General features: G+C 34.6%; 23 protein-coding genes, 1 CRISPR repeat array and 1 riboswitch. Of the genes, 15 read left to right on the forward strand and 8 right to left on the reverse strand.

What is annotated here, in order from left to right:
* The first annotated feature begins 8 nt into the window (after positions 1-8).
* The 3 genes from xerC (at position 9) to uvrD (ending at position 4,064) form a co-directional block, all read left to right on the forward strand.
* Positions 9-932, forward strand: a complete 924-nt coding sequence (xerC, locus tag J3U14_RS01275; RefSeq protein ID WP_065559259.1) for a tyrosine recombinase XerC — start codon at positions 9-11, stop codon at positions 930-932.
* Positions 932-1,645: a 5-amino-6-(5-phospho-D-ribitylamino)uracil phosphatase YigB gene (yigB, locus tag J3U14_RS01280; RefSeq protein ID WP_267351405.1), complete on the forward strand. Its 714-nt coding sequence runs from the start codon at positions 932-934 to the stop codon at positions 1,643-1,645. Before xerC ends, yigB begins: the two co-directional genes overlap by 1 nt.
* A gap of 190 nt (positions 1,646-1,835) precedes the next feature.
* On the forward strand, positions 1,836-4,064 hold the full coding sequence (gene uvrD, locus J3U14_RS01285) for a DNA helicase II (protein ID WP_267351407.1): 2,229 nt from the start codon (positions 1,836-1,838) through the stop codon (positions 4,062-4,064).
* Positions 4,065-4,153: 89 nt separating this feature from the next.
* Here the strand turns inward: uvrD and cyaY are convergent, their stop codons facing one another.
* The 6 genes from cyaY to J3U14_RS01315 form a co-directional block, all read right to left on the reverse strand.
* Complete coding sequence (gene cyaY, locus J3U14_RS01290; RefSeq protein WP_267351409.1) at positions 4,154-4,462, reverse strand: iron donor protein CyaY; 309 nt, start codon at positions 4,460-4,462, stop codon at positions 4,154-4,156.
* Positions 4,463-4,560: 98 nt separating this feature from the next.
* Complete coding sequence (locus tag J3U14_RS01295; RefSeq protein ID WP_267351411.1) at positions 4,561-5,076, reverse strand: surface-adhesin E family protein; 516 nt, start codon at positions 5,074-5,076, stop codon at positions 4,561-4,563.
* A gap of 19 nt (positions 5,077-5,095) precedes the next feature.
* Positions 5,096-5,866, reverse strand: coding sequence for a hypothetical protein (locus J3U14_RS01300; RefSeq protein ID WP_267351413.1), 771 nt, complete (start codon positions 5,864-5,866; stop codon positions 5,096-5,098).
* A 71-nt stretch (positions 5,867-5,937) separates the two neighbouring features.
* Positions 5,938-6,573: a thiamine diphosphokinase gene (locus tag J3U14_RS01305; protein ID WP_267351415.1), complete on the reverse strand. Its 636-nt coding sequence runs from the start codon at positions 6,571-6,573 to the stop codon at positions 5,938-5,940.
* A gap of 25 nt (positions 6,574-6,598) precedes the next feature.
* The gene (rimI, locus tag J3U14_RS01310; RefSeq protein ID WP_267351416.1) at positions 6,599-7,063 is read right to left on the reverse strand and encodes a ribosomal protein S18-alanine N-acetyltransferase; all 465 of its coding nucleotides are present in this window, start codon (positions 7,061-7,063) and stop codon (positions 6,599-6,601) included.
* Entirely contained in the window at positions 7,032-7,448 is a 417-nt protein-coding gene (locus tag J3U14_RS01315) for a DNA polymerase III subunit psi (protein ID WP_267351418.1), read from the reverse strand. The genes rimI and J3U14_RS01315 overlap by 32 nt, the downstream gene beginning before the upstream one ends.
* Positions 7,449-7,526: 78 nt before the next feature.
* Between J3U14_RS01315 and rsmC the strand changes: the two genes are divergently transcribed.
* On the forward strand, positions 7,527-8,567 hold the full coding sequence (gene rsmC / locus J3U14_RS01320) for a 16S rRNA (guanine(1207)-N(2))-methyltransferase RsmC (RefSeq protein WP_267351420.1): 1,041 nt from the start codon (positions 7,527-7,529) through the stop codon (positions 8,565-8,567).
* Between the two features lie 89 nt (positions 8,568-8,656).
* Here rsmC and hemN read toward each other — a convergent pair whose 3' ends face one another.
* Positions 8,657-10,060, reverse strand: a complete 1,404-nt coding sequence (hemN, locus tag J3U14_RS01325; RefSeq protein ID WP_267351422.1) for an oxygen-independent coproporphyrinogen III oxidase — start codon at positions 10,058-10,060, stop codon at positions 8,657-8,659.
* Between the two features lie 280 nt (positions 10,061-10,340).
* On the reverse strand, positions 10,341-10,829 hold the full coding sequence (gene yihI / locus J3U14_RS01330; protein ID WP_267351423.1) for a Der GTPase-activating protein YihI: 489 nt from the start codon (positions 10,827-10,829) through the stop codon (positions 10,341-10,343).
* A gap of 167 nt (positions 10,830-10,996) precedes the next feature.
* Between yihI and coaA the strand changes: the two genes are divergently transcribed.
* From coaA to J3U14_RS01385, 11 genes are all read left to right on the forward strand, one after another.
* Positions 10,997-11,935, forward strand: a complete 939-nt coding sequence (coaA, locus tag J3U14_RS01335; RefSeq protein ID WP_267351425.1) for a type I pantothenate kinase — start codon at positions 10,997-10,999, stop codon at positions 11,933-11,935.
* A gap of 17 nt (positions 11,936-11,952) precedes the next feature.
* Positions 11,953-12,390 carry a DUF1090 domain-containing protein gene (locus J3U14_RS01340; RefSeq protein WP_267351426.1) on the forward strand — a complete coding sequence of 146 codons (438 nt, stop codon included), beginning with the start codon at positions 11,953-11,955 and terminating at the stop codon, positions 12,388-12,390.
* Between the two features lie 239 nt (positions 12,391-12,629).
* A riboswitch (PreQ1 riboswitch) is annotated at positions 12,630-12,674 on the forward strand.
* Between the two features lie 2 nt (positions 12,675-12,676).
* A complete protein-coding gene (queF, locus tag J3U14_RS01345) occupies positions 12,677-13,150 on the forward strand; it encodes a preQ(1) synthase (protein ID WP_267351428.1) in 474 nt (157 codons plus the stop codon).
* A 27-nt stretch (positions 13,151-13,177) separates the two neighbouring features.
* Complete coding sequence (gene queC / locus J3U14_RS01350) at positions 13,178-13,837, forward strand: 7-cyano-7-deazaguanine synthase QueC (RefSeq protein ID WP_267351430.1); 660 nt, start codon at positions 13,178-13,180, stop codon at positions 13,835-13,837.
* A gap of 197 nt (positions 13,838-14,034) precedes the next feature.
* Positions 14,035-14,718: a 7-cyano-7-deazaguanine/7-aminomethyl-7-deazaguanine transporter gene (locus J3U14_RS01355; RefSeq protein ID WP_267351431.1), complete on the forward strand. Its 684-nt coding sequence runs from the start codon at positions 14,035-14,037 to the stop codon at positions 14,716-14,718.
* A 269-nt stretch (positions 14,719-14,987) separates the two neighbouring features.
* Positions 14,988-20,087: an alpha-2-macroglobulin family protein gene (locus J3U14_RS01360; RefSeq protein ID WP_267351432.1), complete on the forward strand. Its 5,100-nt coding sequence runs from the start codon at positions 14,988-14,990 to the stop codon at positions 20,085-20,087.
* A 105-nt stretch (positions 20,088-20,192) separates the two neighbouring features.
* Entirely contained in the window at positions 20,193-22,493 is a 2,301-nt protein-coding gene (gene pbpC, locus J3U14_RS01365; protein WP_416380423.1) for a penicillin-binding protein 1C, read from the forward strand.
* A 15-nt stretch (positions 22,494-22,508) separates the two neighbouring features.
* The gene (gene ndk / locus J3U14_RS01370; RefSeq protein ID WP_267351435.1) at positions 22,509-22,961 is read left to right on the forward strand and encodes a nucleoside-diphosphate kinase; all 453 of its coding nucleotides are present in this window, start codon (positions 22,509-22,511) and stop codon (positions 22,959-22,961) included.
* 40 nt (positions 22,962-23,001) lie between these two features.
* Positions 23,002-23,646 carry a hypothetical protein gene (locus tag J3U14_RS01375; RefSeq protein WP_267351437.1) on the forward strand — a complete coding sequence of 215 codons (645 nt, stop codon included), beginning with the start codon at positions 23,002-23,004 and terminating at the stop codon, positions 23,644-23,646.
* Between the two features lie 588 nt (positions 23,647-24,234).
* Positions 24,235-24,813: direct repeats of the CRISPR family, unit length 29 nt; unit sequence GTGTTCCCTGTATACACAGGGATAAACCG.
* Positions 24,814-25,027: 214 nt separating this feature from the next.
* Entirely contained in the window at positions 25,028-25,732 is a 705-nt protein-coding gene (locus tag J3U14_RS01380) for an OB-fold protein (protein WP_267351439.1), read from the forward strand.
* An 870-nt stretch (positions 25,733-26,602) separates the two neighbouring features.
* On the forward strand, positions 26,603-26,851 hold the full coding sequence (locus J3U14_RS01385) for a hypothetical protein (RefSeq protein ID WP_267369545.1): 249 nt from the start codon (positions 26,603-26,605) through the stop codon (positions 26,849-26,851).
* Positions 26,852-26,957 lie beyond the last annotated feature (106 nt).

Raw genomic sequence — 26,957 nt, forward strand, 5'->3', positions numbered from 1 at the left:
GACTAATGATGATTCAGTCTAATCAAGAACAACTATCATTATTAACCCAACCCGTTGAGCAATTTTTAAACTACTTAAAATCCGAAAGACAACTCAGTTTAAACACGCAAATTAATTATCGTCGACAACTCTATGCCATTATTGAATTAGCAAAAACAGTCGAAATTGCTAACTGGCAAGATCTCGATTCATCCGCGGTGCGCTTATTAATTGGTAGAAGTAAACAAGCAGGGTTACAAGCAAGAAGCTTGTCATTAAGGTTATCGGCATTGCGGAGCTTTTGTGATTGGATGGTCAAGAATCAATTGATCAGCGCAAATCCTGCTCGTGGCGTTTTAAATCCTAAGATCGGTCAACATCTGCCTAAAAATATTGATATTGACGAGATAAATCAATTACTGGATATTGAATATAACGATCCATTATCTGTGCGTGATCGGGCAATGCTTGAAGTTATGTATGGATCCGGATTACGTTTGTCAGAATTAGTGAATCTAAATTGCCGTGAATTAAACCTAAAAGAGGGGGAAATTCGGGTAATGGGGAAAGGAAATAAGGAACGAAAATTACCATTAGGTAGAGAATCGATTAAATGGATCCAACACTGGTTATCCATGCGTAACTTATTAGAACCTCAAGATGATGCCTTATTTATATCAAAATTAGGTCGTCGAATCTCCCCACGAAATGTTGAAAAAAGATTTGCTGAGTGGGGGATCAAACAGGGATTAAGTTCACATGTTCATCCGCATAAATTGCGTCACTCTTTTGCAACGCATATGTTAGAATCCAGTCGAGATTTGCGTGCGGTGCAAGAGTTACTCGGGCATGCTGATTTGTCTACAACTCAAGTTTATACCCACCTTGATTTTTCACACTTATCTGATGTTTATGATTCGACGCATCCAAGAGCAAAAAGAGGAAGAAAGTAATGCGTTTTTACCGATCAATTAACCGCATTCAAGCAATGACATTTGATCTTGATGATACGTTATATGACAACAGCATGATTGTTGAAAAAGCTGAAGATGAAATCATCAAGTCTTTAAGACAACATGAACAGCTAAAAAATATCACCTTGTCAGATCTTCATACTGAAAAACAACAGGTATTAGCCCTAAATCCCGAAATCTATCACGATGTGGTTATTTGGCGAATCGAAACGATTAAATCTCTACTCCTTAAAATGGGTGTATCCACATTTAACATTGATGATATCGTTCAGGAATCTATGGCGTGCTTTAACTTTTGGCGTCATAAAATGCAAATCACTGAATCGACTCATCAATTATTGGCAACACTGGCCAGTAAAATACCCTTAGCGGTGATCACCAATGGCAATGTTGATATTCATAAAATAGGATTAGGAGATTACTTTCAATTTTCGCTGCGAGGTGGGGCGGATGGTCGTTCTAAACCTTTTCCTGAGATATTCGATTTAGCAGTTAACAAGTTAGCCGTACCAGCAAAGCACGTTTTACATATCGGTGATAATCTATTAACAGATGTTAACGGTGCAGTAAATAATGGTTTATTAGCTTGTTGGATAAATATTTATGGTCAAGATATTTATCACCTTGCTGATGCCAAATGTTTGCCACATATTGAAATCAATCATTTATCAGAACTGGATAATCTGCTATAATTTATTTTAAATATGTATAAATAGACAGTAAGCTACACGATCATCATCAATTGCTTTAAAAAACGCCTATCTTTACATCCTTTTTGATGACAACCTAAACACGACAGATTAACTGAAAAGAATTGATTGATACTAGGTTTAAATTCAAAACCTATCAATAATTGCTATGATGACAACAGGTTTTAACATAATGGAAAACAGACAATCATTATTAAACGACCTTAATACCGAGCAGAAAGATGCGGTGACCACTGATAATCAATACACTATTGTTCTTGCAGGGGCTGGCAGTGGTAAAACACGGGTATTAGTTCACCGTATTGCATGGCTCTGTATGGAAAAACATTATTCGCCTCATTCCATATTTGCCGTCACTTTCACCAATAAAGCTGCGGCTGAAATGCAAGAGCGTATACAGCATCTGATTGGGGAAGGTTATTTTAATGGTATGTGGGTTGGAACATTTCATGGGTTAACGCATCGTTTATTACGCATGTTCTCTCAGCAAGCTAAACTCCCATCCAATTTTCAATTGATCGATACGGAAGATCAGATTCGTCTGATCAAACGGATTTTTCGTGAATTAAAAATTGACGAAAAACAGTGGTCGGCAAAAGAGTGTGCAAGTTTTATCTCTAATCAAAAAGAGAAAGGCTTACGCGCTAAAGATTTGATACCTGAAGATCCTAAACAGATAATGTGGCAGACTATCTACAATGACTATCAAGCGATTTGTGACAGAGTAGGCTATGTTGATTTTTCGGAGCTTATTTTACGTGCTTATGAATTATTGTGCAGTGATAAAGATGTATTAAGTTACTGCCAACATCGTTTTTCAAATATTTTAATTGATGAATTCCAAGATACGAATCATATACAATATTCTTTAGTAAAAAAATTAGCGGGCACGACGGCTAATGTCATGATTGTTGGCGATGATGACCAATCAATCTATAGTTGGCGTGGTGCAAATGCCGATAATTTACAACTCTTTATTCATGATTTTCCCGAAACCGAAATTATTCGATTAGAGCAAAATTATCGTTCAACCAGTACGATTTTAGATGCCGCTAATCAACTTATTGCTAAAAATCAGAATCGATTAGGTAAGAATTTGTGGACAGATCGCAATGAAGGCGAAAAGATTTCTCTTTATGTTGGTTTCAATGATATTGATGAAGCCAGATTTGTTATTGGGCAGATAAAAAAATATCATGATGCTGGTGAAAAATATTCCAGTTGTGCCATTTTATATCGCAATAATGTGCAGTCCCGACTGTTTGAAGACACGTTATTACAAGCTGGGTTACCTTACCAGATCTATGGTTCGATCCGGTTTTATGAGCGGCAAGAAGTCAAATTAGCACTTGCGTATTTACGGCTTTTGCATGATCACGATAACGATATGGCATTTGAAGCAACGGTGAATACGCCAACGCGGGGTATTGGTAATGTGACCCTTGATAAAATCAGATTAACAGCCAAACAAAATAATATTTCATTATGGAATGCGTGTTTAATGTTAATTCAAATGAATGGATTAACCGAACGGCAGCGATCTGGAGTAAGTCGTTTTCTTGAACTTATGGGATCAATTTATGATGAAGTTGCGCAAATGCCGTTTTATCAACAACTCGATATCCTGATAAAATCGTCTGGAATTCAACAAATGTATGAGCAAGAGCCAGGCATTAAAGGACAATCTCGACTTGAAAATCTTGAAGAGTTAGTGTCGGCGGCTGAACAGTTTTATCGTAATAATGAAAATACCGTGATTGAAGATAGTGAAACCGGTCAGACCTTAACCGTGCTTGAATCATTTTTAGCTTATACTTCGTTAGAAAGCCGAGACGTGCTAAAAGAACAAGATTCAGTCCAATTGATGACATTACATGCCGCAAAAGGACTTGAATTTGATAATGTTTTCATTGTCGGTCTTGAAGAAGGACTGTTTCCGGCGCAACGTTCAGCACTAGAAATCGACAGAATGGAAGAAGAAAGACGCCTTGCTTATGTTGGTATAACACGAGCACGCAAGCATTTAACCTTATCGCTATGCGAGTTAAGACGCCTTTATGGTCGTGAAGAGCGTAATTTACCTTCTCGCTTTTTAGCTGAATTGCCAGTCGACAGGTTAAACGAAATTAGCTATCGGGGATTCTTTGCGCCTCCTGAAGGCAAATTAGATAATCTAAGTCAAGAAAAGCAATTTCAGCAAAATCGTAGACAATCTTATCTGGATAAAAGTCGTGAAAGTGATGGTTATACATTAGGCAGAAAAGTTAAACATCATCGTTTTGGTGAAGGCACAATAATCAATCTTGATGGTGAAGGGGATCATCGACGCGTTCAAATCGCATTTGTTAACGAAGGAATCAAATGGTTAGTGATTAAATTAGCCAATTTAACCCTACTTTGATTATACCTGCAAAAAAATGAATATTGTTTGAACCTGAAAAGGGATCTTAATAAAGTATTGTAGGATCCCTTTTTTAACTGTTTATATGATTAGCTTGCTTGTTCTTTTACTGCTTCAGAAAAAATCGTGTCAAAGGTTTGATCACTTCGGTTACATATCCACTGCTGATCATGATAATCAAAATGATAACCCTGTTTTGAGGTTGCTAACCAAACTTGATAAAGCGGCTCTTGAGTATTGACAATGATTTTGCTGCCATTTGGAAAGCTGATTGTAATCACATTACCATTAGTTTCATAATCAATATCGACATCATGTTCTTGAGCGTAACTATCTAAAAAAACTTCAACACTATTAAATAATTGTTCTGTTAGAATGTGAAATTGCGTAATATTCATTTCATTGTCATCAATTCGTTAAAAATAATGCCAGAATAATAGCATAAACGCCTATTCTTCGCTACCGTACGCCTAAATGCAATGCACAAAGTTTGTGACTAATTCACAAGGGGTAACGAGCAGGCAATAACCAGTAACACCCGCATATCAGTTCCTGGATTGGTTGCAACCCAACGGTTTACTAACTGATTTTCAGAAATCAATTTACCGTCACCAAAATAGTTTGCATAAATTTGTATCTTGCCTTCGGCAATTTCCATTTTATCGCAATTCGCAAATTCTTGGATAACCATTGAATGATAAGGTACTTTATTCCCATTAATCTGTTCATAGTTAAGAGAAGGTATATAATTAGTTACTTTATTAAATTGACGAATGTTTTTATTATACGGATGCAATCTGACCGAATTTTTATCTATAAAAGTGTAACCGACCGAATCTCTTTCATAACTTTTATTGATTGAAATAAATTGCTCTCCAATACTGGCGTCTTTTAATTTTTGATACTCTTTATTAAAGTCAACTTTATTCACCTCCGTTTTATTTTTTGTTACTCCCTGAAGGCTTAATACAGAAAAAGAAAAAAGAAATAACAGTATTCCTAATTTTTTCATTAAATTTCATCTCCATTTTTTAATTATTTTTTAAGCTTTGGTTAGGCTTAACTTGAGGTTGAAATTGTCTTTTTTGTTCTATTTCTTTCTGTTTATTATCTAGTTTTAACTTCTGTTTACGTTCAAGTTCCATTTTTTTCAAAATTGGTTTTATATCTGGTCTTGTAACATAAAGAATCTGTTTGTCTACATCACCTTGAATCGAGCACGACACCAAGCTTTGTTTGTCAGAAATTGGTTCTAAATAAAGTGATTTTTCAATAGTGCCAATTTTAGGAAGCACACCGTCTATAGAATAAGGATTATCCTGCCAATTAGGAGAATGAGATTGGGTATCAAAAATTTTAGTATTTGCAGTATAAATTTGTGCATTGAATTTAGACCAATGGAGAGTATCTAATGCGTTTTTTACATCGTCAATGGCATTATCAACAATAAATCCCCAGTAATAAAATTGGCCTGATGCGGTGGTGGTAAGGTAGACATTTTGATAACCCGAAATGGTTAACCCACGATATTGAAACGGTTTTTTAAACATCACTTTGTTTTTATCATGATTTTCGATAGATTCGACAGGAATATAGGTCACATTATCGGCGGTGGCTAAGTCAACATATTGATTAAAATCATCTTTGTATAAAGCAAGTTGCTTAAAAAATTGATTATCACATGCTAAAAAAGCTTTCATTACTTTGTCAGTTTTATTGATATCTTGTTGATTTTGAGCAGAAAAAGCCATGCAAGATATCAATAATGTACTCACAAGCACAGAAAGTTTTTTTAAAAGCATGGTGATGTCCTTTTGGTAATCTTTTTATTAAAAAAGTATAATGATATTGTAAATTATTGTAAATCACGCCGTCAATGTTTACTACTAAAATCTTCAATGAAAATGATTAAATTACCTTGTTGAAAAGTAATTTTAACTAAATCTGATATGGCTTTATTGCGTACGCTAATAAATTTCCCAAAAGTGAGCGTTTGATTGACTAAAGGATACTGCACGCCTGTAATGGTCAAGTCCGTCACTTCACAAAATGGCATAAAAGAGACTATATGATTGTTGATATTAACGATTTCTTGATACTTTTTGGCAAAAAAGAAGTGGCCGTAATTATCATAAAAAGTGATTTGATATTGTGAATGATACTGCAACGCTACCGATAAATTACCTAAAAAATGGTCGCTAGCATGTCCAGTTGCCCCATAAATATCAAAGTGTTGAATCCCTTTATCTGCTAAAAAAATGATAGCTTTCTCAAAGTCAGTTTTATTTTGATCGGGTGTTTGTATTATTTGGATTTTGTCTGGCACAGCCATAGTGTGATGGTAACTGTCTAAATCGCCAATAATAAAATCCGGTATGATAGCGGTTGAGGCTAAGTAATTATGATAAGCGCCGTCAGTACAAGCAACATAATGATAGCCGGTTAAATCACTTGGAAAGTGATGTGGCGGTTCACCATTGACAAAAAGTAGAGCCCGATGAGCTATCATTGATTATTCCTTCTGTAATTTATCGTTATGATAAGGTTAATGTGTAAGCCATAATAATTGCATCTTCGTGTTTGCCATTGGTTGTTGGATAATAGTTTTTCCTAACGGTAATTTGGTTAAAACCAAGAGAATGATAAAGTTCGATTGCGGGTGTATTTGATCTTCTTACTTCTAACCACAATGTGGAAATCGCAATCGGGTGATCGATGCTAGTCAGGTGATCAATTAAATGATTCAGTAACGCCTTAGCAAGCCCTTGTTGTCGGTATTTTGGATGAATAGCGATATTGAACAAATTAGCTTCGTCTGCAACCATTTGACAAATACAAAAACCAACTATACGGTTATCGATAGTCAATTTAAGATTGTAATAATGATCGCCTTGATTTGAATAGAACGTCTGCTTTGACCAAGGAATCAAGTGGCATTGTTGTTCTAACTCAAAAGCATCGGGTAAATCATTGTCGGTCAGGGTGGAAATAGTTTTCATATTCGCATAATTGTTGCCAAAGTTGGCGTTTTTGTTGTGGAGCTTTAGCTAAAGAAATTAAATCCGTTGTTTGAATCGTTAATGCACGTTTCCAAGATTCATCAGGATTTATGTCAATAAACCATATAACCTTATCAATATCATCGGAGGGGATGATTAATTGTGAAGGCGTTAAAAAAAGTACCTGCTCTTGATTAAGGCGAATGGCATTTAAAATATCAAAATAAATTTTTTGCGTGGGTTTATGCTCAGCGACAACAATTAAACGAATTTCATCGTCAATATGGTTTACCACTTCACCTTTAAAAACATTTGCTTTACGCAACACATATTGCGTAATATTGCATTGTTGTAAGTACCAATCACGTTGTGACATTATCGACATTCGGTTTTTATTAGAGATTAAAGATGGTTAATTGTATAATCATCGCATCAATTTATAAAGGTTTTTCATTGAGGCATTATGGCAACATCCGCTTTTACTCCTGCAAGTCAAGTACTTGAACGTCATCAAACATTTTTTAGCGATAAAAAAGTTATTATTGCTGGTGATATTCAAGATAGTTATCCTATTGTTATTGCGGCTAATCAAGTTAAAATTCATTGTTCACAATTTCATACCTATTTGCGTCTAAAAAATAGTCGCAAGGGCACTGAAATCGATTTTTCTCTTCTGCCTGATAAAGATTTTTATAACGGCATGAATACGTTAATCTATTATTGGCCAAAAACAAAAAGCGAAGCCCAATTTCAGCTCTCTTATCTATTAAATAATATGCCAAAAGATAGTGATATCTTTATTGTTGGTGAAAATCGAACGGGGGTGAAAAGTGTTGAGTCGCTTCTCGCTGATTTTGGTGTCATCCAAAAAATTGACAGCGCAAGGCGTTGTGGTTTGTATCATTTTCAAGCTGAAAGTCGTTTGGCATTTGATCTTAGTGAATGGTGGTTAAATTATCATTTATCCATTGAAGATCAAGATATTGAGATTAAGAGTTTACCGGGCGTGTTTAGTCAAAAAGGATTAGATGCCGGAAGTGAACTGCTATTAAATGCGTTAGTTGATCATGCTGATATTATTAAAGGTAATGTGTTAGATGTAGGATGCGGAGCAGGGGTGTTATCAACCGTGTTGGGTAAATTGTATCCTGAAATCAATCTTACTTTGTCTGATGTTAGCGTTGCTGCCATTGAATCAAGTAAAGCAACGTTAATTGCTAATCATATTGATGCAACGGTTGTTGCCAGCGATGTATTTTCAAATATTAATGATAAATATCATCTTATTGTGTCTAATCCCCCTTTTCATGACGGTAAAGAAACCAGTTATACGGCAGTAAACACACTGATTAAAGAAGCGAAAAAACACTTGAAACTAAATGGTTACCTTTGTATTGTGGCAAACTCATTTTTACCTTATCAAGCTATTTTAGACGAAACCTTCAAAAGTGTTGAAGTCATTGCACAAACAACAAAATTTAGAGTTTATTTAGCTTGTCATTAACTGATAATTCCACACAAGAAAAAAAGTTACGGTTTTTACCGTAACTTTGCCTTTAATACATCATCGAAAGAGGGCGGTTTGACTAGTGACTAAATCACCCTTGAAAACTGCTGTTGCCGTGCTTGTTGTCTCATATAGCTATCAAAACACATGCAAATATTACGGATAAGCAAATGACCTTTAGGATTAACGATAATGGCATCGTCTGTTACTGTGACTAATCCATCTTTGACTAATGGGTCAAGCAAGGTTAAATCTTCGGCAAAATAGTGATCAAATCGGATTTGATACCGCTGTTCAATCGCTTGTTTATCTAAATAGAAATGACAAATAAGCTGTTTTATCACATCACGACGAATTTTATCATCTTCCTTTAAGCAAAACCCTTTCCATAAACCATTACCACTTAATTCAACTTGTTGTTGATAAAGTTTAAGATCTTTTTGATTTTGTGCATAACTATCACCCAGCATACTAATTGCTGATACGCCAAGCCCTAATAAATCTGCCTCTCCTTGGGTGGTATAACCTTGGAAATTTCGATGTAATTTATTTTGCTGCTGGGCAATTGCCAGTTCGTCAGTCGGTTTTGCAAAATGATCCATACCAATAAAGCGATACCCTGCTTGGGTTAACTTTTGAATACTGGTCTGTAAAATCTGTAATTTTGCATGAGCATTAGGTAAATCGTGGTCTTTAATTTTACGTTGTGCTGCAAATCGGCTAGGTAAATGGGCATAGTTAAAGACACTTAAACGATCGGGTGAGATATCAATCACTTTATCCAATGTTTCGGTAAAACTGTCAACCGTTTGTTTAGGTAATCCATAAATAAGATCTAAACTGATAGAATGAAAACGGTTTTTTCTTGCTTGAAGGATCAAGGATCGAATGAGTTGTTCATCTTGTTCACGATTGATTAAATTCTGTATTTCATGATTAAAATCCTGAATCCCCATACTTAATCGATTAAAGCCCAAATTGGCTAGATGATCGATAGTTTGTGGGGTAATTTCCCTTGGATCGATTTCGATTGAAAGTTCAGCGTGGGTATCAAAATTGAAGTGCTTTTTTAACGAGGTAATAAGTCGAGTAATCTCGTCATGCGTTAAAAAAGTCGGTGTACCGCCTCCCCAATGCATTTGAGTGACGGTGCGATCTTTAAATAACTGAGAACGTGAAGCTATTTCCCGTTCCAGTATATCTAAGTATTGGGTGACTTTTTGGGTTTGTCGGGTAACCAGTTTATTACACCCACAAAAATAACAAAGTTTATGGCAAAATGGGATATGAACATAAAGCGATAAAGGTCTATCCGCAAAGCGGGTGGCGGACAAGATAAAGTCTTGTTGGCTAAAATTTTCATTAAACTCTAACGCAGTAGGATAAGAAGTATAGCGTGGGCCTGAATAATTGTATTTTTCAATTAAACTTTGATCCCACAATTGTGCTTCTGCTAAGCTATTATTTTCGTCTAATTTTGTCTTTGACATGACTTTTTCCATGACCTTTTAAAATCGTTTTCTGTTTTGCCTTAACACGAAATTTAATCCGATTCGTTTTTCGAAGATAGAGTAAAGTACAAATAAATAGTCCAATATATAAACTAAGCATGATTAACATAGGCATAATGATTGGCTCTCATTATTAAATATTTGATTGTACATTCAGTCGACGGAACAGATTGATGTTGATATTTTAACAGCCAAACTATCACAAATTCATTGCATTATATATCACAATAAATTAATGTAAATTTGTTCAGATATGACGTCAATTACGTTTCAATAAACTTACAATATCTTCTTGTTTCTCTTCTTCATCTTCAAAATCATCAACACTATAACCGAGTTGCTGCATCAATTCATCGATACGATTTAATTTAGTATCGAGATATGTTTGTTGCTCTTTTGTTAATTGGCTTCCACTTTCGACTAAATCAAGTAATTGCTCTAATTTAGGATCGTTTTCCAGTTGTTCCAATTCTTGCTCGGGTGATAAAACTAATTTTTGCGTTTTCGGTTGTTTGATTTTATTGGTCGATTTCACTGATTCATCAGCAATTAACGAAATCGGTTTTTTACTACCAATGCGTGGATCTTTAACAGTTTTAGCAGTTGGTTTATTTTTTTGGGTTTCATTATTGAAACGAGAACCACTTGGTAAGCCTTTATGTTTGCGTTTTCGCTTGAGTGCCCAAGATTCTTCATTAATCTCTTGACGGGTTTTTTTCGGTTTTTGTTTCGATTTGGTTTTTAACATATAATCTCTGTTTAATATTAGGACAAATATTTATTTAGGCTATTTTATCAGTAAGTCTTCAATATAGCTACGATCATGCATTAATGCTAATTTATGATTGTAAAAGTTAAGATTTATGTATAATCTTAACCCAATGAATTTAAATAGATGGAATTTGAGAACACGACATGATGAAAAATCATCTTAGTCCTTATATGCAGTTTAGCCGCCAAGAATGGGCTAGTTTGCGTAATGCTGAACCCATGACATTAACCCCTGAGGAACTCACCTCATTGCAAGGGATTAATGAAGATTTGTCCATAGATGAAGTCAGCGAAATTTACTTACCCTTATCCCGATTGCTCAACTATTATATTAATAATAGTTTTAGCCGTCAGGCTGTTCTTGCCAAATTTTTAGGTAAAACCCAAAAAATCCCTTATGTTATCGGTATAGCAGGGAGTGTAGCAGTAGGTAAAAGTACAACTGCACGCGTTTTACAAGCACTATTAAGTCGTTGGCCTGAACATCGAAAAGTTGCATTAGTCACAACGGATGGTTTTTTATATCCTAATAAATATCTTGAAGAGCGTGGCATAATGAACAAAAAAGGCTTTCCACAATCTTATGATATTAAAAGGTTGATCAATTTTGTTGCTGATGTAAAATCAGGTCAATCTCAAGTTAAAGCACCCGTCTATTCACATCTGGTTTATGATATTGTTGATAATGAAGAAATCGTTATAGATAGTCCTGATATTCTCATTTTAGAAGGATTAAACGTATTACAAGGAACCTTAAATTTTACACAAAATACCAACCGAGTCTTTGTTTCGGATTATGTTGATTTTTCAATCTATGTTGATGCGGATTTGTCGCTTCTACATGATTGGTATGTGAATCGTTTTTTAAAATTTCGAGCTGGCGCCTTTAGTGATCCTAACTCATATTTTAATCACTATTCACAGCTTCCAGAGCAAGAAGCGATAAATATCGCTAATCGTCTTTGGCGAGAAATCAATGAATTAAATTTGATCGAAAACATTTTACCGACAAGAGAGCGAGCAAGTTTAATATTAACGAAAGGCAAAAACCATAAAGTCGATTGTGTTCAATTAAGAAAATAAACTTAAGAGGAATTATTATGAAATCAACAATTAAGTCGTCTGTAAGTAAATTAACACTGCTTTCTTTTTTAACAACCCTTACATTAGGTGTTTGTGCCGCAAACGTTGATGATCATGAAGGGCAAACCTGTGCCGGCAAAAAAGAGGCAATTGAAGCACAAATTACTGAAGCTCAAAAAACAGATAATGTTGAACGTGTTCAAGGATTAGAAAAAGCATTGTTAAATGTCAAAATGCATTGTAAAGATAATAATTTAGAAGCCGAATACAAAAAGAATATTACTGATAAGACTGAAAAAGTGGCAGAAAGACAAAAAGATTTAGCGGAGGCAAAACTCAAAGGTGATAACCAAAAAATTGCCGAAAAAACCGCAAAATTAAATGATGCTGAAAAAGAACTTGCGGAAGCTAAAGATAAATTGGACAACTTCTACAAAGCAGTGAAATCGAAGTAAATCTTAGTTTTTAGCTTTTATTAACATTATCCTCCAAATGTCATCATCAAAATAGTGATAACGTTGTGAGTTATCCCGTTGATGATGACAACTTTCTTATTCAACACGCATTGCTATTGTTTAACCAAAATGACCCAATTTTCAAGCAAATTAAGTTAACTTTGCGTTTAACGCCGTTATGCGGAGTGATTAAGCAATAGGCTAGACTTTTATCACAAAAAAAGGTAAGGTGTGCGCCTTATCACGTGGTTCGTAAACCTCCCACGCAAAAAAACTAAGGAAAATTATGAGTAACGTTACACTACTAGGCGATCAGTCTGTTCGCTATCCTACAACTTATTGTCCAGAAATTCTGGAAACCTTTGATAATAAACATCCTGGTAATGACTATTTTGTAAAATTCAATTGTCCAGAATTTACCAGTCTTTGTCCTATCACCGGTCAACCTGATTTTGCAACGATCTACATTTCGTATGTACCGAATATTAAAATGGTCGAAAGTAAATCACTTAAGCTTTATATGTTCAGCTTCCGTAATCATGGTGATTATCATGAAGATTGCATTAATATCATCATGAAAGATCTGATCAAATTAATGGATCCCAAATATATCGAAGTCTGGGGTAAGTTTACGCCACGTGGTGGTATTTCTATTGATCCTTATGCTAATTACGGTAAAAACGGTACTCACTGGGAACAAATTGCGCTTAATCGTTTAGCTAATCACGATCTTTATCCTGAAAAAGTCGATAATCGCTAATCTCATCATCCTAACAGGAATTTTTTAATGCAACATCGTAAAGCACTTGTGATATTTTCAGGTGGGCAAGATTCGACCACTTGCCTACTGCAAGCCATTGCTGATTATGGACGTGAAAACGTTGAAACAATCAGCTTTCAATACGGTCAACGACATGCCATTGAGCTTGAAAAAGCCAAATGGATTGCTGACGACCTTGGTGTAAAGCAAACCCTTATTGATACTTCAGTGATCAAACAAACGACCAATAATGCCTTGATTGATGACTCACAAGAAATCAAAGCCGCTCAAGAAGGGAATTATCCGAATACCTTTGTTGACGGGCGTAATATGCTATTTTTATTGTTAGCGGGGTGTTATGCCAAACAACACGCTATTCAAGATATTATTATTGGCGTATGTGAAACTGATTTTAGTGGTTATCCGGATTGTCGAGATATCTTTATTAAATCCATGAATGTATCGATGAATTTAGCCTTGGATTACACGTTTAACATCATCACCCCTTTAATGTATCTGACTAAAGCGCAAACATGGGAAATGGCTGATAAACTCGGTTATCTTGATTATATTCGACAACACACTCACACTTGTTATTACGGGGTTGACGGCGGATGTGGTCAGTGCCCAAGTTGTGAGCTGCGTGAAAAAGGGTTAAATCAATATTTAACCGATGTCACAACATAGTCGTGTCTGACGGTTAAATGAATGCAGGCAAATCATCAACGATTATTTTGTATAAAAAGTATTTTTGTATAACAAGTTAACAATATTAAATATCGATGTAATTAAATTCAGGTAATCCGACATTTTTAACCTTAATTACATTATTTTTATGTTAAACATCATGGGTTCTCTCACCCCATTCAAAAAAGGAAACGAATATGTATTTGAATATTCACTCAGACTCATTACAGAAAAAATTTACTCCAGCTCAGCAGCGTAAAGCACTTTGTTGGCTCTCTTTTTTTCATATCTTAGTTATTGCATCAAGCAATTATTTGGTACAAATCCCGTTTGATATCTTCGGTTTTCATACCACATGGGGAGCATTTACCTTTCCATTTATCTTTTTAACCACCGATTTAACCATTCGGGTATTTGGTGCCAGCCTTGCCAGAAAAATTATCTTTGTTGTCATGATACCGGCCTTACTGTTTTCTTATTCTATTTCGGTTGTATTTTTCGAAGGGCATTGGATGGGATTTTCAGCGTTGTGTGATTTTAACAGTTTTGTCTTTCGTATTGCATTAGCCAGTTTTGCTGCTTATTTGGTTGGGCAACTGATGGATATTACCGTGTTTAATTATTTACGAAAAAATAAAGCGTGGTGGGTTGCGCCTTCGGCGTCAGCGGTATTAGGTAATGGTATTGATACTATTGTCTTTTTTGCTATTGCCTTTTATCAAAGTAACGACGAATTTATGGCGAATCATTGGATCGAAATAGCCTCGATTGACTATAGCTTTAAAATTTTAATTTGTGGATTATTCTTCTTACCCCTTTATGGTGTTATTTTAAATTTTTTAATGAAAAGATTAATGACGTTAGCTAGCGCCAATTCATAATTTTGTTCGCTTTTGTAACGAAGCGCCTTCCACTATTTACAAAACTCATTTATTTTCATGAATAAATGAGTTTTGTCTCTTCATCTAATGGCAATGATTTCTATTAACAATATGTTTTAATAAAAAATAATTTTTTTATTAGACATACTCGAAGGAGTGGCATTGTCTTTAAAAACAACTTTTGCCAAACGTTTTTAGGCAGTGCATAATATAGATAATCAAAAAATGTTGATAATGTAATATTTGGAATAGAAAATAGGTGAAAAATAATGAGCTTTATTAAAGGGTTAAGCGTGTTGAGCTTAATTTTGGTTTTAATCGGTTGTGATAATAATAATAAATCTTCATCGATAGCTAATGAAAACAAAGATAGTCAGACAACAACTCAATCTGTCAATGACAATACTTCAAAGATTAATTCGAATCAAAATAATCAAACTCAAAGTATATTTACTGTTACTCCTGAGTTAAAAGAAAAATATAAAAATAACCCTTTTACTGTCCTTGATACCTCAGAAATGATACTTGATGGTTCGAGTACTTTAGTTGTTACGTTTTCTGTTCCGGTAAACCCTAAACTCAATTTTTCCAATCTTCTAAGACTTGTCGATAAGGAAAAAGGAACGGTTGATGGCGCATGGGAGCTTTCAAATAACGGTTTGGAATTAAGGCATCGATTCCTTGAACCGAATCGTCAGTTAACCTTGACCATTGATAAAATGCTATCTGCTATCAATGATAAGAGTTTATCCTCAGTATATCAAATTGAAATTAATACCCAAAATCGTGAGCCTTTTATTGCTTTTTCAAGTAGTGGAGTATTATTACCCAGCAAATCCATGAATGGTTTACCGGTTACGACACTGAATATTGATAAAGTCGATATAAATTTTTATCGAATCAAACCAGAAAAGTTAGCTAAATTTATTACGAATTACGGATTTATAAACCGTTATTATACTTGGCGTTCACAAAATTTTGAAGAATATATGGATTTATCTTTTTCTTCAAGGTTTGATCTCAATCCTACACCAAATACTCAAGAAACACTATTACTGGATTTATCTAAGTTTTCAGAAATAAATAAAGAAGGCATTTATCTTGCAATAATGGATAAAGCTGGATCTTATAATGATGAATTGCCTGCCACATTATTTTCAATCAGTAATATTGGGATAGCTATTCATGCTTACAACAATGGTAAATTATTGGTGATGACTCATGGATTAGATAATGGCAAACCGTTACCAAACATAAATTTATCGCTACTTTGTGTTAACTCCTCAAATGACAACAATAATAATTGTAATACCCTTTCATTCCAAACGAATAATGAAGGTTTTGCTGAGATCACATTACCAGAAGGATCTAATTATTCTTTATTAACAGCCGATGATGGAAGCCAGACTTCATTTGTCACCATTAATCGTAATGCCCTAAATTTAACGGACTTTAATCTATCTGGTTCAACTTTTTATTCAAAACAATTATTTATTTTTGGGCCTCGCGATTTATATCGTCCAGGTGAAACGGTTTATTTTAACGCATTATTACGTGATGCTGACGGACAACAATTACCTGATCAACCAATCATGGTTGAGGTGCTCTCTTCTGACGATAATGTTATAGCAAGTGGTTACGTAAAAAAAGAACCAGACACGCATGGTTTATATCAAGTTGAGTTCACGATACCAAATGATGCGCCAACAGGTAAATGGTCACTTCGTATTAATGTCGGTGATGACAACTATCGTTTTTCTTATTTTAAAGTAGAAGAGTTCCTGCCAGAAAGAATGGCAATGGAAATCAAAGCGCCTTCTAATGAACCTATATCATTTGATCAAGACGTGGAATTTAGTATAAAAGGTTGGTATCTCTATGGTGCACCAGCTTCTGGGAATAAATTGAATGGTAGGAACTATTATAAAAATTTAAGAACTGTTCAGGGATTAAATGATTTTAAAATCGGAAATGTTCAAGGTGAGACAGATTATACTGAGTTGTCCGAAATTGATGAAACTTTGGATAATAATGGTAAAACAGAAATCAAGCTTAGTGCAGATCAGTGGGCTCGTGTAAAAAAACCTATTAGAATCGTGACAAATATAAGTTTATTGGATTCGGGTGGAAGACCAGTTACTCGTTATGCAACTCAAGATATTTGGCCAGCAAATCAACTTCCCGCTTTACGTACTTTATTTAGCGACGAACCTTATTACAATTGGCAGATGGATACTTATAGTGAGCGTCCAACTGTTGACATTGGCGCATTAGCTGAGTTTGAAGTTGCTTACGTGAATAAGCAAGGTGAAAAACTCGCTACTAATAATTTAATAGCCCGTGTAGTGCGTGAGCGTCGAAATTATTATTGGTCTTGGTCTGATGGTAGTGGTTGGGAGCAACATTCAACTTTAAAAGAGTTTGTTGTTTCAGAAAATAGGATTTCCATTGATGAAAACGCTACAGCTAAAGTCAGCTATCAACCTGATGATTATGGGGCATATCGAATGGAAATTGTGGATCCAAATACCAATGTAGTAAGTAACATTCGTTTTTGGGCTGGCTATGACTGGGAAGATAATACTCAAGGTACAAATAATTTGCGTCCAGATCAGGTAAAATTGAGTATAGACAAAGCATTTTATTCAGTTGGTGATACAGCAAAAGTACACGTACAAGCGCCAGCTGCCGGTTCAGGTTACATATCACTTGAAACCAACGATGGAACATTATGGAAAAAAGAAATTACCGTTGGTGATGAAGGTCTTGAAGTTGAAATCCCAATTAATGATTGGAAACGTCACGATATTTATATAAATGCAATGATTATCCGACCATCGACGAATGCTGAAGTACAAACGGTTAAACGGGCGGTTGGTCTACTTTATTTACCGTTAGACACGTCAAATCGTCAATTAAATATCACGATTGACGCACCGAATAAAACCGAGCCAGAAAAAACCATTCCAATTAAAATAAGAATGGATAAACAAGCAATTAATAAAGATCAGACCGTAACAGTTTTAGTTTCTGCGGTAGATGCAGGCGTGTTGAATATAACTAATTTCGCAACGCCCGATCCTTATACCTCATTTTTAGGACGTAAACGATATGATGTTGATCAGTATGACGTATACGGCAAGTTAATTGAGGCAAAAGGACGAAACATTAAAATGAGTTTTGGTGGTGATGCGGTAGCCGCAGGCGGTAAAAGACCATTAACTGAAGTAAACATCGTTGCTCAACAACTCAAAACGATCCAATTAAATGAAAATGGTGAAGGAATTGTTGAGTTAGCATTACCAAATTTTAATGGAGAATTACGTTTAATGGCGCAAGCATGGGATGACAACCGCTTTGGTAAAGCTGAGCAAGCGATGATTGTTGCTTCTCCTGTGATTGCTGAATTGTCTATTCCTCGATTCATATCAGGTGGAGATCGTGCTGAATTAGCATTAGATATCCATAATTTGACTGATACAACTCAAACCATGAAAATTGATGTCGCAACCTCAGGACTGGTTTATCAAACGGAATCGAAATCTATCAATCTTAAGCTTGATACAAAGCAGAAAAATATTATTCAAATCCCTATTGTTGCTGATTACGGCTATGGTCAAGGAACCATAACAGTCACCGTAACAGGAATTAAATTGAATGATGGATCGGATTATAAAATCAACCGTTCATGGAAATTAGGAGTCAGGCCTGCCTATTCTGCAACCTACAAAAGTTATGTTGAAGCAATTGATGCAGGTGAAAGTTGGATGCTATCTCCGTCTAATTTAGATAATTTAATTGATAATACTGTTAGCGCTCAATTAATTGTTTCTAATCAGCCACCGTTAAATGTTGCCCAATATATCAAAGAATTGTTTGCGTATCCTTATGGATGTCTGGAACAAACTACAAGTGGCTTATTTCCATCTTTATATGCTAATAGTGAACAGCTAGCTGCATTAGGCATCAAAACCGACTCGGATGAAGAACGTCGTCAAAATGTTCAATTAGGAATTTCTCGTATTTTATCAATGCAAAGAAGCAATGGTAGTTTTGGTCTTTGGAGTAGTGAAAGTAATGAGGAATATTGGCTTACTGTCTATGCCACTGATTTTCTACTTCAAGCTAAAGAACGAGGTTATCAAGTGAATGATAAAGCACTCAATTCAGCGATGACACGAATTGGAGAGTATATCTATTCCGCTTCAGTTCTTGATAACATGAGATATTATTATCAAAATTCAGATAGATATGATCATACAGAGCTTTCGATAAAAGCTTATGCGTTAATGTTAATGGCAAAACAAGATAAAATTACTTCGATAATGCGTAATGAAATTAAAAATCTATCTCGAAAAATTATAGACAACAACATAGCGTTATCTCCACTACCTATAATGCAGTTAGCATTAACGGCAAAACTTACCGGTTATGAAGAATTATATCGAGCTTTGATGGAAGAAGTGAAAAATACAAATTACGAAAACGACATTAATTATTATGGTGATTACGGTAGTGAACTTCGTGATGACGCTTTAGTATTAGCGATTCTTGTTGAAAATAAAATTGGTACGAATTTACAAACTGAATATCTATTTAAATTATCTGATTTATTAAGTGATAAACGTTATCTATCAACGCAAGAATTAAATTCACTGTTTATTGCGGGTTGGTCGTTAGAACAACGCAAAAGCACACAGAAGTTTAAAGTAGCAGTGAATAATGAAGTCACTTTGGCTAGTGGGTCATTTAAACGTAATTTTAATTTTAACGATATAAATCATGGATTAACTATCAGTAACCCACAAAATGATAAACCGCTATATATTAAATTAACCGTATCAGGTTATGCTAAAACAGCGCCTGCACCAACATCAAATGGGAACATCTTAAGAATCAGTCGAAGTTATTATGATATGAAAGGCAACCCTATTATTCCTACAGATGTAAAAGTGGGTACAATGATGCTTGTCATCTTAGATGTAAAATCGCGAGAAAGAATTCAAGATGCGTTAATTGTTGATTTCTTACCTGCTGGATTAGAATTGGAAAATCAAAATCTTATAGGCAGTAATGTCAGTTTAGATTCTATTCCTGGGTTAGCCAATTTACTCAATAATCAAGATAGTAGTCATATTCGTTATCAGCAATATCGTGATGATAGATACGTAGCGGCTGTTGATATCCAAAATTATATCGGCAGAAATTTGTACGGTGAACGTATGGCTTATTTAGTTAGAGCAGTGACGCCAGGTAGCTATATGGTGCCTTCTCCATTTGTTGAATCAATGTATCGTCCGGAAAGATTTGCGATTGGTCAAACACTAGATATGATGACAATATTTCAACCTAAAATTAAAAATGATTAGCAGTATAAACTCATTAAATTAATTATCATCAAAACATCCGCCAAATAAAATTGGCGGTGTTTTTGTGTAAAAATCTCTGTTAACTCCTGAAATTAGATAATGACAATGAAGATAATAAAACGCCTTTTTAAACTTCTTATTTGGCTATTCATTTTCGGATTTTTTGGGTTAATTATGTTTCTCATCGCTGATTACCTTTTTCCCATATCAATTTCAAAAAATAAACCTACTCAAACAATAGTTGCACAAGACGGAACACCTTTGTGGCGATTTGCTGATGAAAATGGTATTTGGCGTTATTCCGTAAAACTCGATGAAGTCCCTGATTATTATCTGGATGTTTTATTAAATTACGAAGATCGCTATTTTTATGAACATGTTGGGATAAACCCTTTTTCTTTGCTTCGTGCTGCTTGGCAAAATATCAATAATGATAGAATTATATCTGGTGGTAGTACAATATCAATGCAAGTTGCCAGATTACTCTATCCTCATGAACGAACGCTTTCAGGTAAATTAAAGCAAATATTTCGAACTTTACAACTTGAACTGCATTACAGTAAAAAAGAAATACTCACGCTATATATTAACCATGCTCCTTATGGGGGAACAATAGAAGGTATTGGTGCTGCGAGCTGGTCATATTTTGGTAAAAAACCCAGTGCGTTAACTCGTAGCGAAGCTGCTTTATTAGCGGTTTTACCCCAAGCGCCAAGCCGATTAAGACCGGATAAATACCCAGAGCGAGCCAAACAAGCACGCGACAAAGTCTTGGATCGCCTAGCAACATATCAAGTCTGGACACCAGCAATTATTGAGCAAGTTAAGCAAGATGAAGTGTGGGTACATCCTCGCAAATCCCCACAACTTGCCCCATTGCTATCTTATCGTTTAAAGCAGCAATATCCTAATGATGAAATTATTCATTCAACTATTGATCCTTCACTTCAATATCATCTTGAAGATATGGTATTAAACCGCAAAAAACAGTTACCCCCTAAAACATCGCTTGCGATATTAGTTGTCGATCATACTGATATGACGGTGAAAGCATATTTAGGATCAGCGGATTTTAATGATAAAGAACGCTTTGGACAGATTGATATGATTAAAGCACTACGATCACCAGGCTCAACATTAAAACCCTTTATCTATGCTTTTGCGATTGATGATGGAATGATTCATTCTGAATCTTTACTGCAAGATGTGCCGCGTATAAGTACTGATTATCGACCCACTAATTTTGACGAAGATTTTAACGGACCCGTCAGCGCCTCAAATGCACTGCGAAAATCCCTTAATCTTCCGGCAGTACAACTTATTGAACTCTATGGTCCAAAACGATTTGCAGCTAAACTTTTTAGCGTGGGGTTGCCATTGATTTCACAAGGCAACAATCCTAATATCGCTTATATTTTAGGTGGGGCTTCGTTAAGAATGGATAATTTAGTGAGTGCTTACAGTGCCTTTGCTCGACAAGGTGAAGTTAGCCCTTTAAGATTTACTCAAAATGAACCTATCATTAATCAACCGTTAATTTCTGAGGGTAGTGCATGGATCACAAAACAAATGCTTATTAATAATAATCGCGTTTATTATAAAACAGGAACCAGCTATGGATATCGAGACGCATGGGCTGTCGGCATCAATCCTCGTTACTTAATTGGAGTATGGGTTGGTCGTCCTGACGGAACACCAGTAATAGGTCAATATGGTTCAATTTCCGCTACCCCAATTTTGCAACAAGTAAACTCAATATTATTAAATAAAGAAAATCGAATTAATCGACCGTTACCAATTTCGGTTAAACCGGACTCGGTCACATCAGAAAAAATATGTTGGCCTACTGGACAAATATTACCTGTAACAGATGATAATTGTCACCGTCAAAAAACGGCTTGGGTATTAAATAACATGATTCCACCAACGCAAAATTCATTAAATGAACTTAAAACTATTTATCGTACTGGTTGGATAAATGTATGGATTAATGATCAAGGAAAACGTGTTGCGCCTGATTGTGCTGGTGCTCAGAAAAAAACAATAGCACTTTGGCCTATAGCACTGGAAAACTGGTTATTACCGAAAGAGCGAAGAAATTCACTTATTCCACCAATCGATAAAGATTGTCCTATAATGGAAAAAAATATTTTTTCTACATTAACGATTATCGGATTGAAAAACCAGCAATTTGTTAAATCGCTACCGGGACAAAATCAAATAAATATCGAACTGTTTGCCGAAGGTGGAGTGGGCGAAAAATGGTGGTTTCTAGATGGAGAACTTGTTGCCCAATCAAATGATAATGATAAAATCGCATTAACAATCGTGAAAAAAGGACAACATCGATTATTATTACTCGATGAAAGTGGACAAATAACACGAATCCAATTTACTTCAGATTAACAAGGATAACGCACAATGGCTATTGAACGTACTTTATCAATTATTAAACCCAATGCCATAAAAAAACATTTAATGGGCGAAATAGAAACTCGAATAACTCAAGCAAATCTTAATATCATTGCAATAAAAATGCTTAAATTGACCCAAACACAAGCAGAAGGTTTCTATGCCGAACATCAAGGAAAACCGTTTTTCAATAACTTAATTAAATTTATGATTTCTGGTCCGATTATAGTACAAGTATTAGAGGGTGAAAATGCTATCAAACGTTATCGTGATCTTATGGGCCCAACGGATTTATCAAAAGCCCCTAAAGGCACATTACGTGCAGATTTTGCTGACAACGTAACTGAAAATGCCGTTCATGGTTCTGACTCATTATCATCAGCTGAAAAAGAAATTGCCTATTTTTTTGTGGACAGTGAAATCGTCGGCAGCGACCATGTTTCCCCGCATACACAAAGATAAATCACCGATATAACCCAAATTACATAGCGTTAAAACAAAAATGATAAAACACCTTTTCTTATCTATTTTTTTATTTCTGGTAGGTAGTTATACAACAAATAGTGAAGCTAATAATCTAAAAAAGTTTTCAATAAACTTTATAGAAGAAAAAAGCAGCGCAGAAGAATTCCGTCATATGAAAAAAATTTATGACCCAATGATTGAAAAAAATGATAAAAGATTCATAAAAACAGAATCATACCTAAATGTGAACAATAAAACCTATATAAATAATTTGAACGATAACGAATCCATGAAAATTCATGACTATTATGGTTATTGGAAGCCCTTGAATAAGGATATTATTACAGTTTCATCTTACGAAGATAGCGAGGTTAAAATTCAGGATAACAAAAATAATACCATTACTTTACAAGGAATACCCTATATAAATAAGGCAAAAACGCATTTTACTACCTTTTATTTAGATTATGAAGGATCAAAATCAATTATAGACTTATATAAGATTAAACATGATCATATAGAGCATAATTTTTGTTTCGAAACAGAAAAATGGATTATTTGGGATTTGGTTTGGAATGACAATATTCTATACATAAAAGTCACAGATACTATATGGAACGAAAAAGGTTCTTTTAGTACTGATTATAAATATAAAAAATTAATTATTGAGAAACTTAATTAACACCCCAATGAAAACAGTAAAAGCTATCTTATTGTTACTTCTAAAAGCATAACACCTTCTATTAAAGGTCAAAGAATAATATAGATTGACCTTAAAATTTAGGGCATGTGACTAAATATACAAAAGGGTCATAGAGTATCGTAATCAAAAAAACTCGTTACAATAGTGTAACTGTTACCACAAGGAATATCCTTCTATAAATAATAATAATCTAGATGAGAAAACGCATATTTTAAGTGGGACATAACTACATTTCATTTAAAAAATAAAGGATTTTTGTCTTTTGAAAATCATCTTGGAAAGTTTGATTTTTTTGTACCTCAAGAAAATTTTGGTTCAGGTCATGCCAATTATAAAAAAAGTTTTTGCATCACAAAAGCTAGATCAACTCACAATTGCGTGGTGCAAACAAAAATTACAGAAAAGAATGTCGTACAAAATTCCTTACAAATTAAGCTTAACATGATGATAATATTATAAATTTAAGCCGATAATGCTTAACTATTAATTGCTCAAAAAATCATCAAAAAATTTGGTGGATTTTTTCACCTTGCTATTTTAATTAATAAACAATGGGTTATAATAAGGGTGTTCCCTGTATACACAGGGATAAACCGCTGGGGATTTATTATACATTGCTCCCCCAAGAGTGTTCCCTGTATACACAGGGATAAACCGGGCACTCGTTTTTTTAGTGGTGATGAATTAATGTGTTCCCTGTATACACAGGGATAAACCGGAGGATTTTATCTCAATCACTGGAATCGGTTTGTGTTCCCTGTATACACAGGGATAAACCAGGCGACGATGAGATGTTTAACCAAAGCTATATCGTGTTCCCTGTATACACAGGGATAAACCGCAAACTAAAATTCGTAAAACCAACATCAAGAGGTGTTCCCTGTATACACAGGGATAAACCGGTGGTTTCCGACGCATTTGGGCTAATAACAGGGTGTTCCCTGTATACACAGGGATAAACCGTTATTGACGGGCTCGTTGAAAACAAAATCGTCGTGTTCCCTGTATACACAGGGATAAACCGATACCGAGGTTCACATCGAGCCCGCGCCGTTCGTGTTCCCTGTATACACAGGGATAAACCGTTATTTACAATACTATCAGTGTTCACCTGCCCGTGTTCCCTGTACAAACAGGGATAAACCGCCTAATATAGTTATCTATCCAACCTAACCCAAACCAAACCAAACCAAACCAATAAAACGGTGACCAAACAATTGGATCAACAGACCATTACGATGACTTGTGTGATGTTAACTGACATGGTAAATACAAATTATATTATTGAAAAAATTTGAAAAGTTGTATTTAATTTGTTAAGTTATGCTTTTTATAAATTTTAAGTTACAGGAAATATCACATGAAAAAAGTAGTTTTTAGCGCCATCCTTGCTTGTATTGGTTTTAATGTCTCAGCAAATGAAAATGCAAAAAGGATCATTGAATTTTTAATAGAAGATGATATAGCTGTGTTCAGAGCGAATGGAAAATCAGGTTTTATGGATGCAATCCCAACGGTTAATGCCGGACAGCTAATTAAAGAATATGGTGATAATCAATATGTTTATGAAAAAAAATATGATAAAAATTTGGTTAATATTAAAACAGTTGCATCAGGAGTAAAAACCAGTTTGACAGGCGATCCCTATGTAGTAGCAAATGGAAAAAATCAATTTGAATATGTTTCGCTTGAATTAAAAAATAAAGATGATGCCATGAATATCAATAAAGGAACTAAGCTTGATATGATTTGTCTTGGCTCTAAAAATAATGTCATTTTTCCTTCGTTGAAAAGTTGCGTAACCGCTGATAGTTATTTCGATAAATTCCTCAACTCAGTAATGAGCGATCTAAATAAATTAAATATAAATGATAAACCATCAAATAAACTTGAGGCTGTTTATTTAGCAATGTGGGAATTCGATAAGCAAAAACCAAATACATTAGAGAAATTTAAAACAGCTGAGGATTTTGAAAAAAATCAAGCAGATTTCATCGAAATTATGACATTAGCACAGACTAAAGCGAAAGATGGGGTCAAAAAATTTACATTACCAAAACCATAAAAAAGCCCTTTTAGGGCTTTTTTTCTATGCTAGTTACATGTTTTACGCAATTCAATAATAAACGTTACACCAATATTATGTAGAATAATAAAATATTAAACAAAACTAAACGATATTTTCACTTAAATGATATAAACAAATGAATTGGTATCAAATATGTATGGAAAGAGCAATAAGATTAAATAATACAAAGAGGTATAATGCACGGTAATTTGTCATTAACTTTTAACCAATCGATAACAGACATATGATGATTGCAAATTGGTTGGTAGACAAAAAAATTACAAGAACGTGTATTGTAAAAAGCCCCTTATAAATCATATTTAACAGTTTGATTAAATTATAAATTTAAGCTGTTATTGCTCAATTCTTAATTGCTCAAAAAAGAATCAAAAAAATCGGTAGAATTTTACACCTCCCTATTTTAATTAATAAACAATAAGTTATAATAAGTGTTCCCTATACACATAGGGATAAACCGCACTCCATGCGTAGCGAATTTGCGTAAAAATTGTGTTCCCTATACACATAGGGATAAACCGAGGCAATCGTAACATTGAAAGCCAATCACGGGGTGTTCCCTATACACATAGGGATAAACCACATTAACGACAAATCATTTTTCAGGTTTCTTCTAAAGCTTCAATAATTGATCTACCTAAAATTTACACTATTTTATATTAATAAATAGTGGTGAATGCCAAGCTTAATCTTAAACACTTAACACAGCTATACATTTAATTTAATTCTAAATTATGCTAAAAAAAATTGCATTTAATTGTAAAACAATGTAATTTAGAACTTTAAAATTTTTATCAAAATTAAAATTCAAAAATAACTAAAAACAAAACTATAATTTCTAGGAATGATATGGATATAAGGCAGCTGTTTTCGGATTGTTTCAACGTGCAATCAAATAACCGATTACCCATTTACGGTAATTTTTGTCATTTTCATGATGATTGGTATCTTAATTTACAATCATTATCTCATCAATTTCTTGATTCTCTTCTGATTATCGATGCCCCCAATTATTCCAACTTAATCAACCAAAATCATTATTACCCAAATAACGTTGGAAAGCTGATTAATCAGTTTGATACATCAGGAAAGGAGTAACCCATGGCGAACAAAATAACCACCCTTATCAATCAAGTCGGTGAAGGTTTACTGAATGAATTAACGGGCGAGGTCAGCCACAACCGCTACACCTTAACGGTTGATA

The organism is Gilliamella sp. B3801 (assembly GCF_026536645.1).
Lineage (GTDB): Bacteria > Pseudomonadota > Gammaproteobacteria > Enterobacterales > Orbaceae > Gilliamella > Gilliamella apicola_I.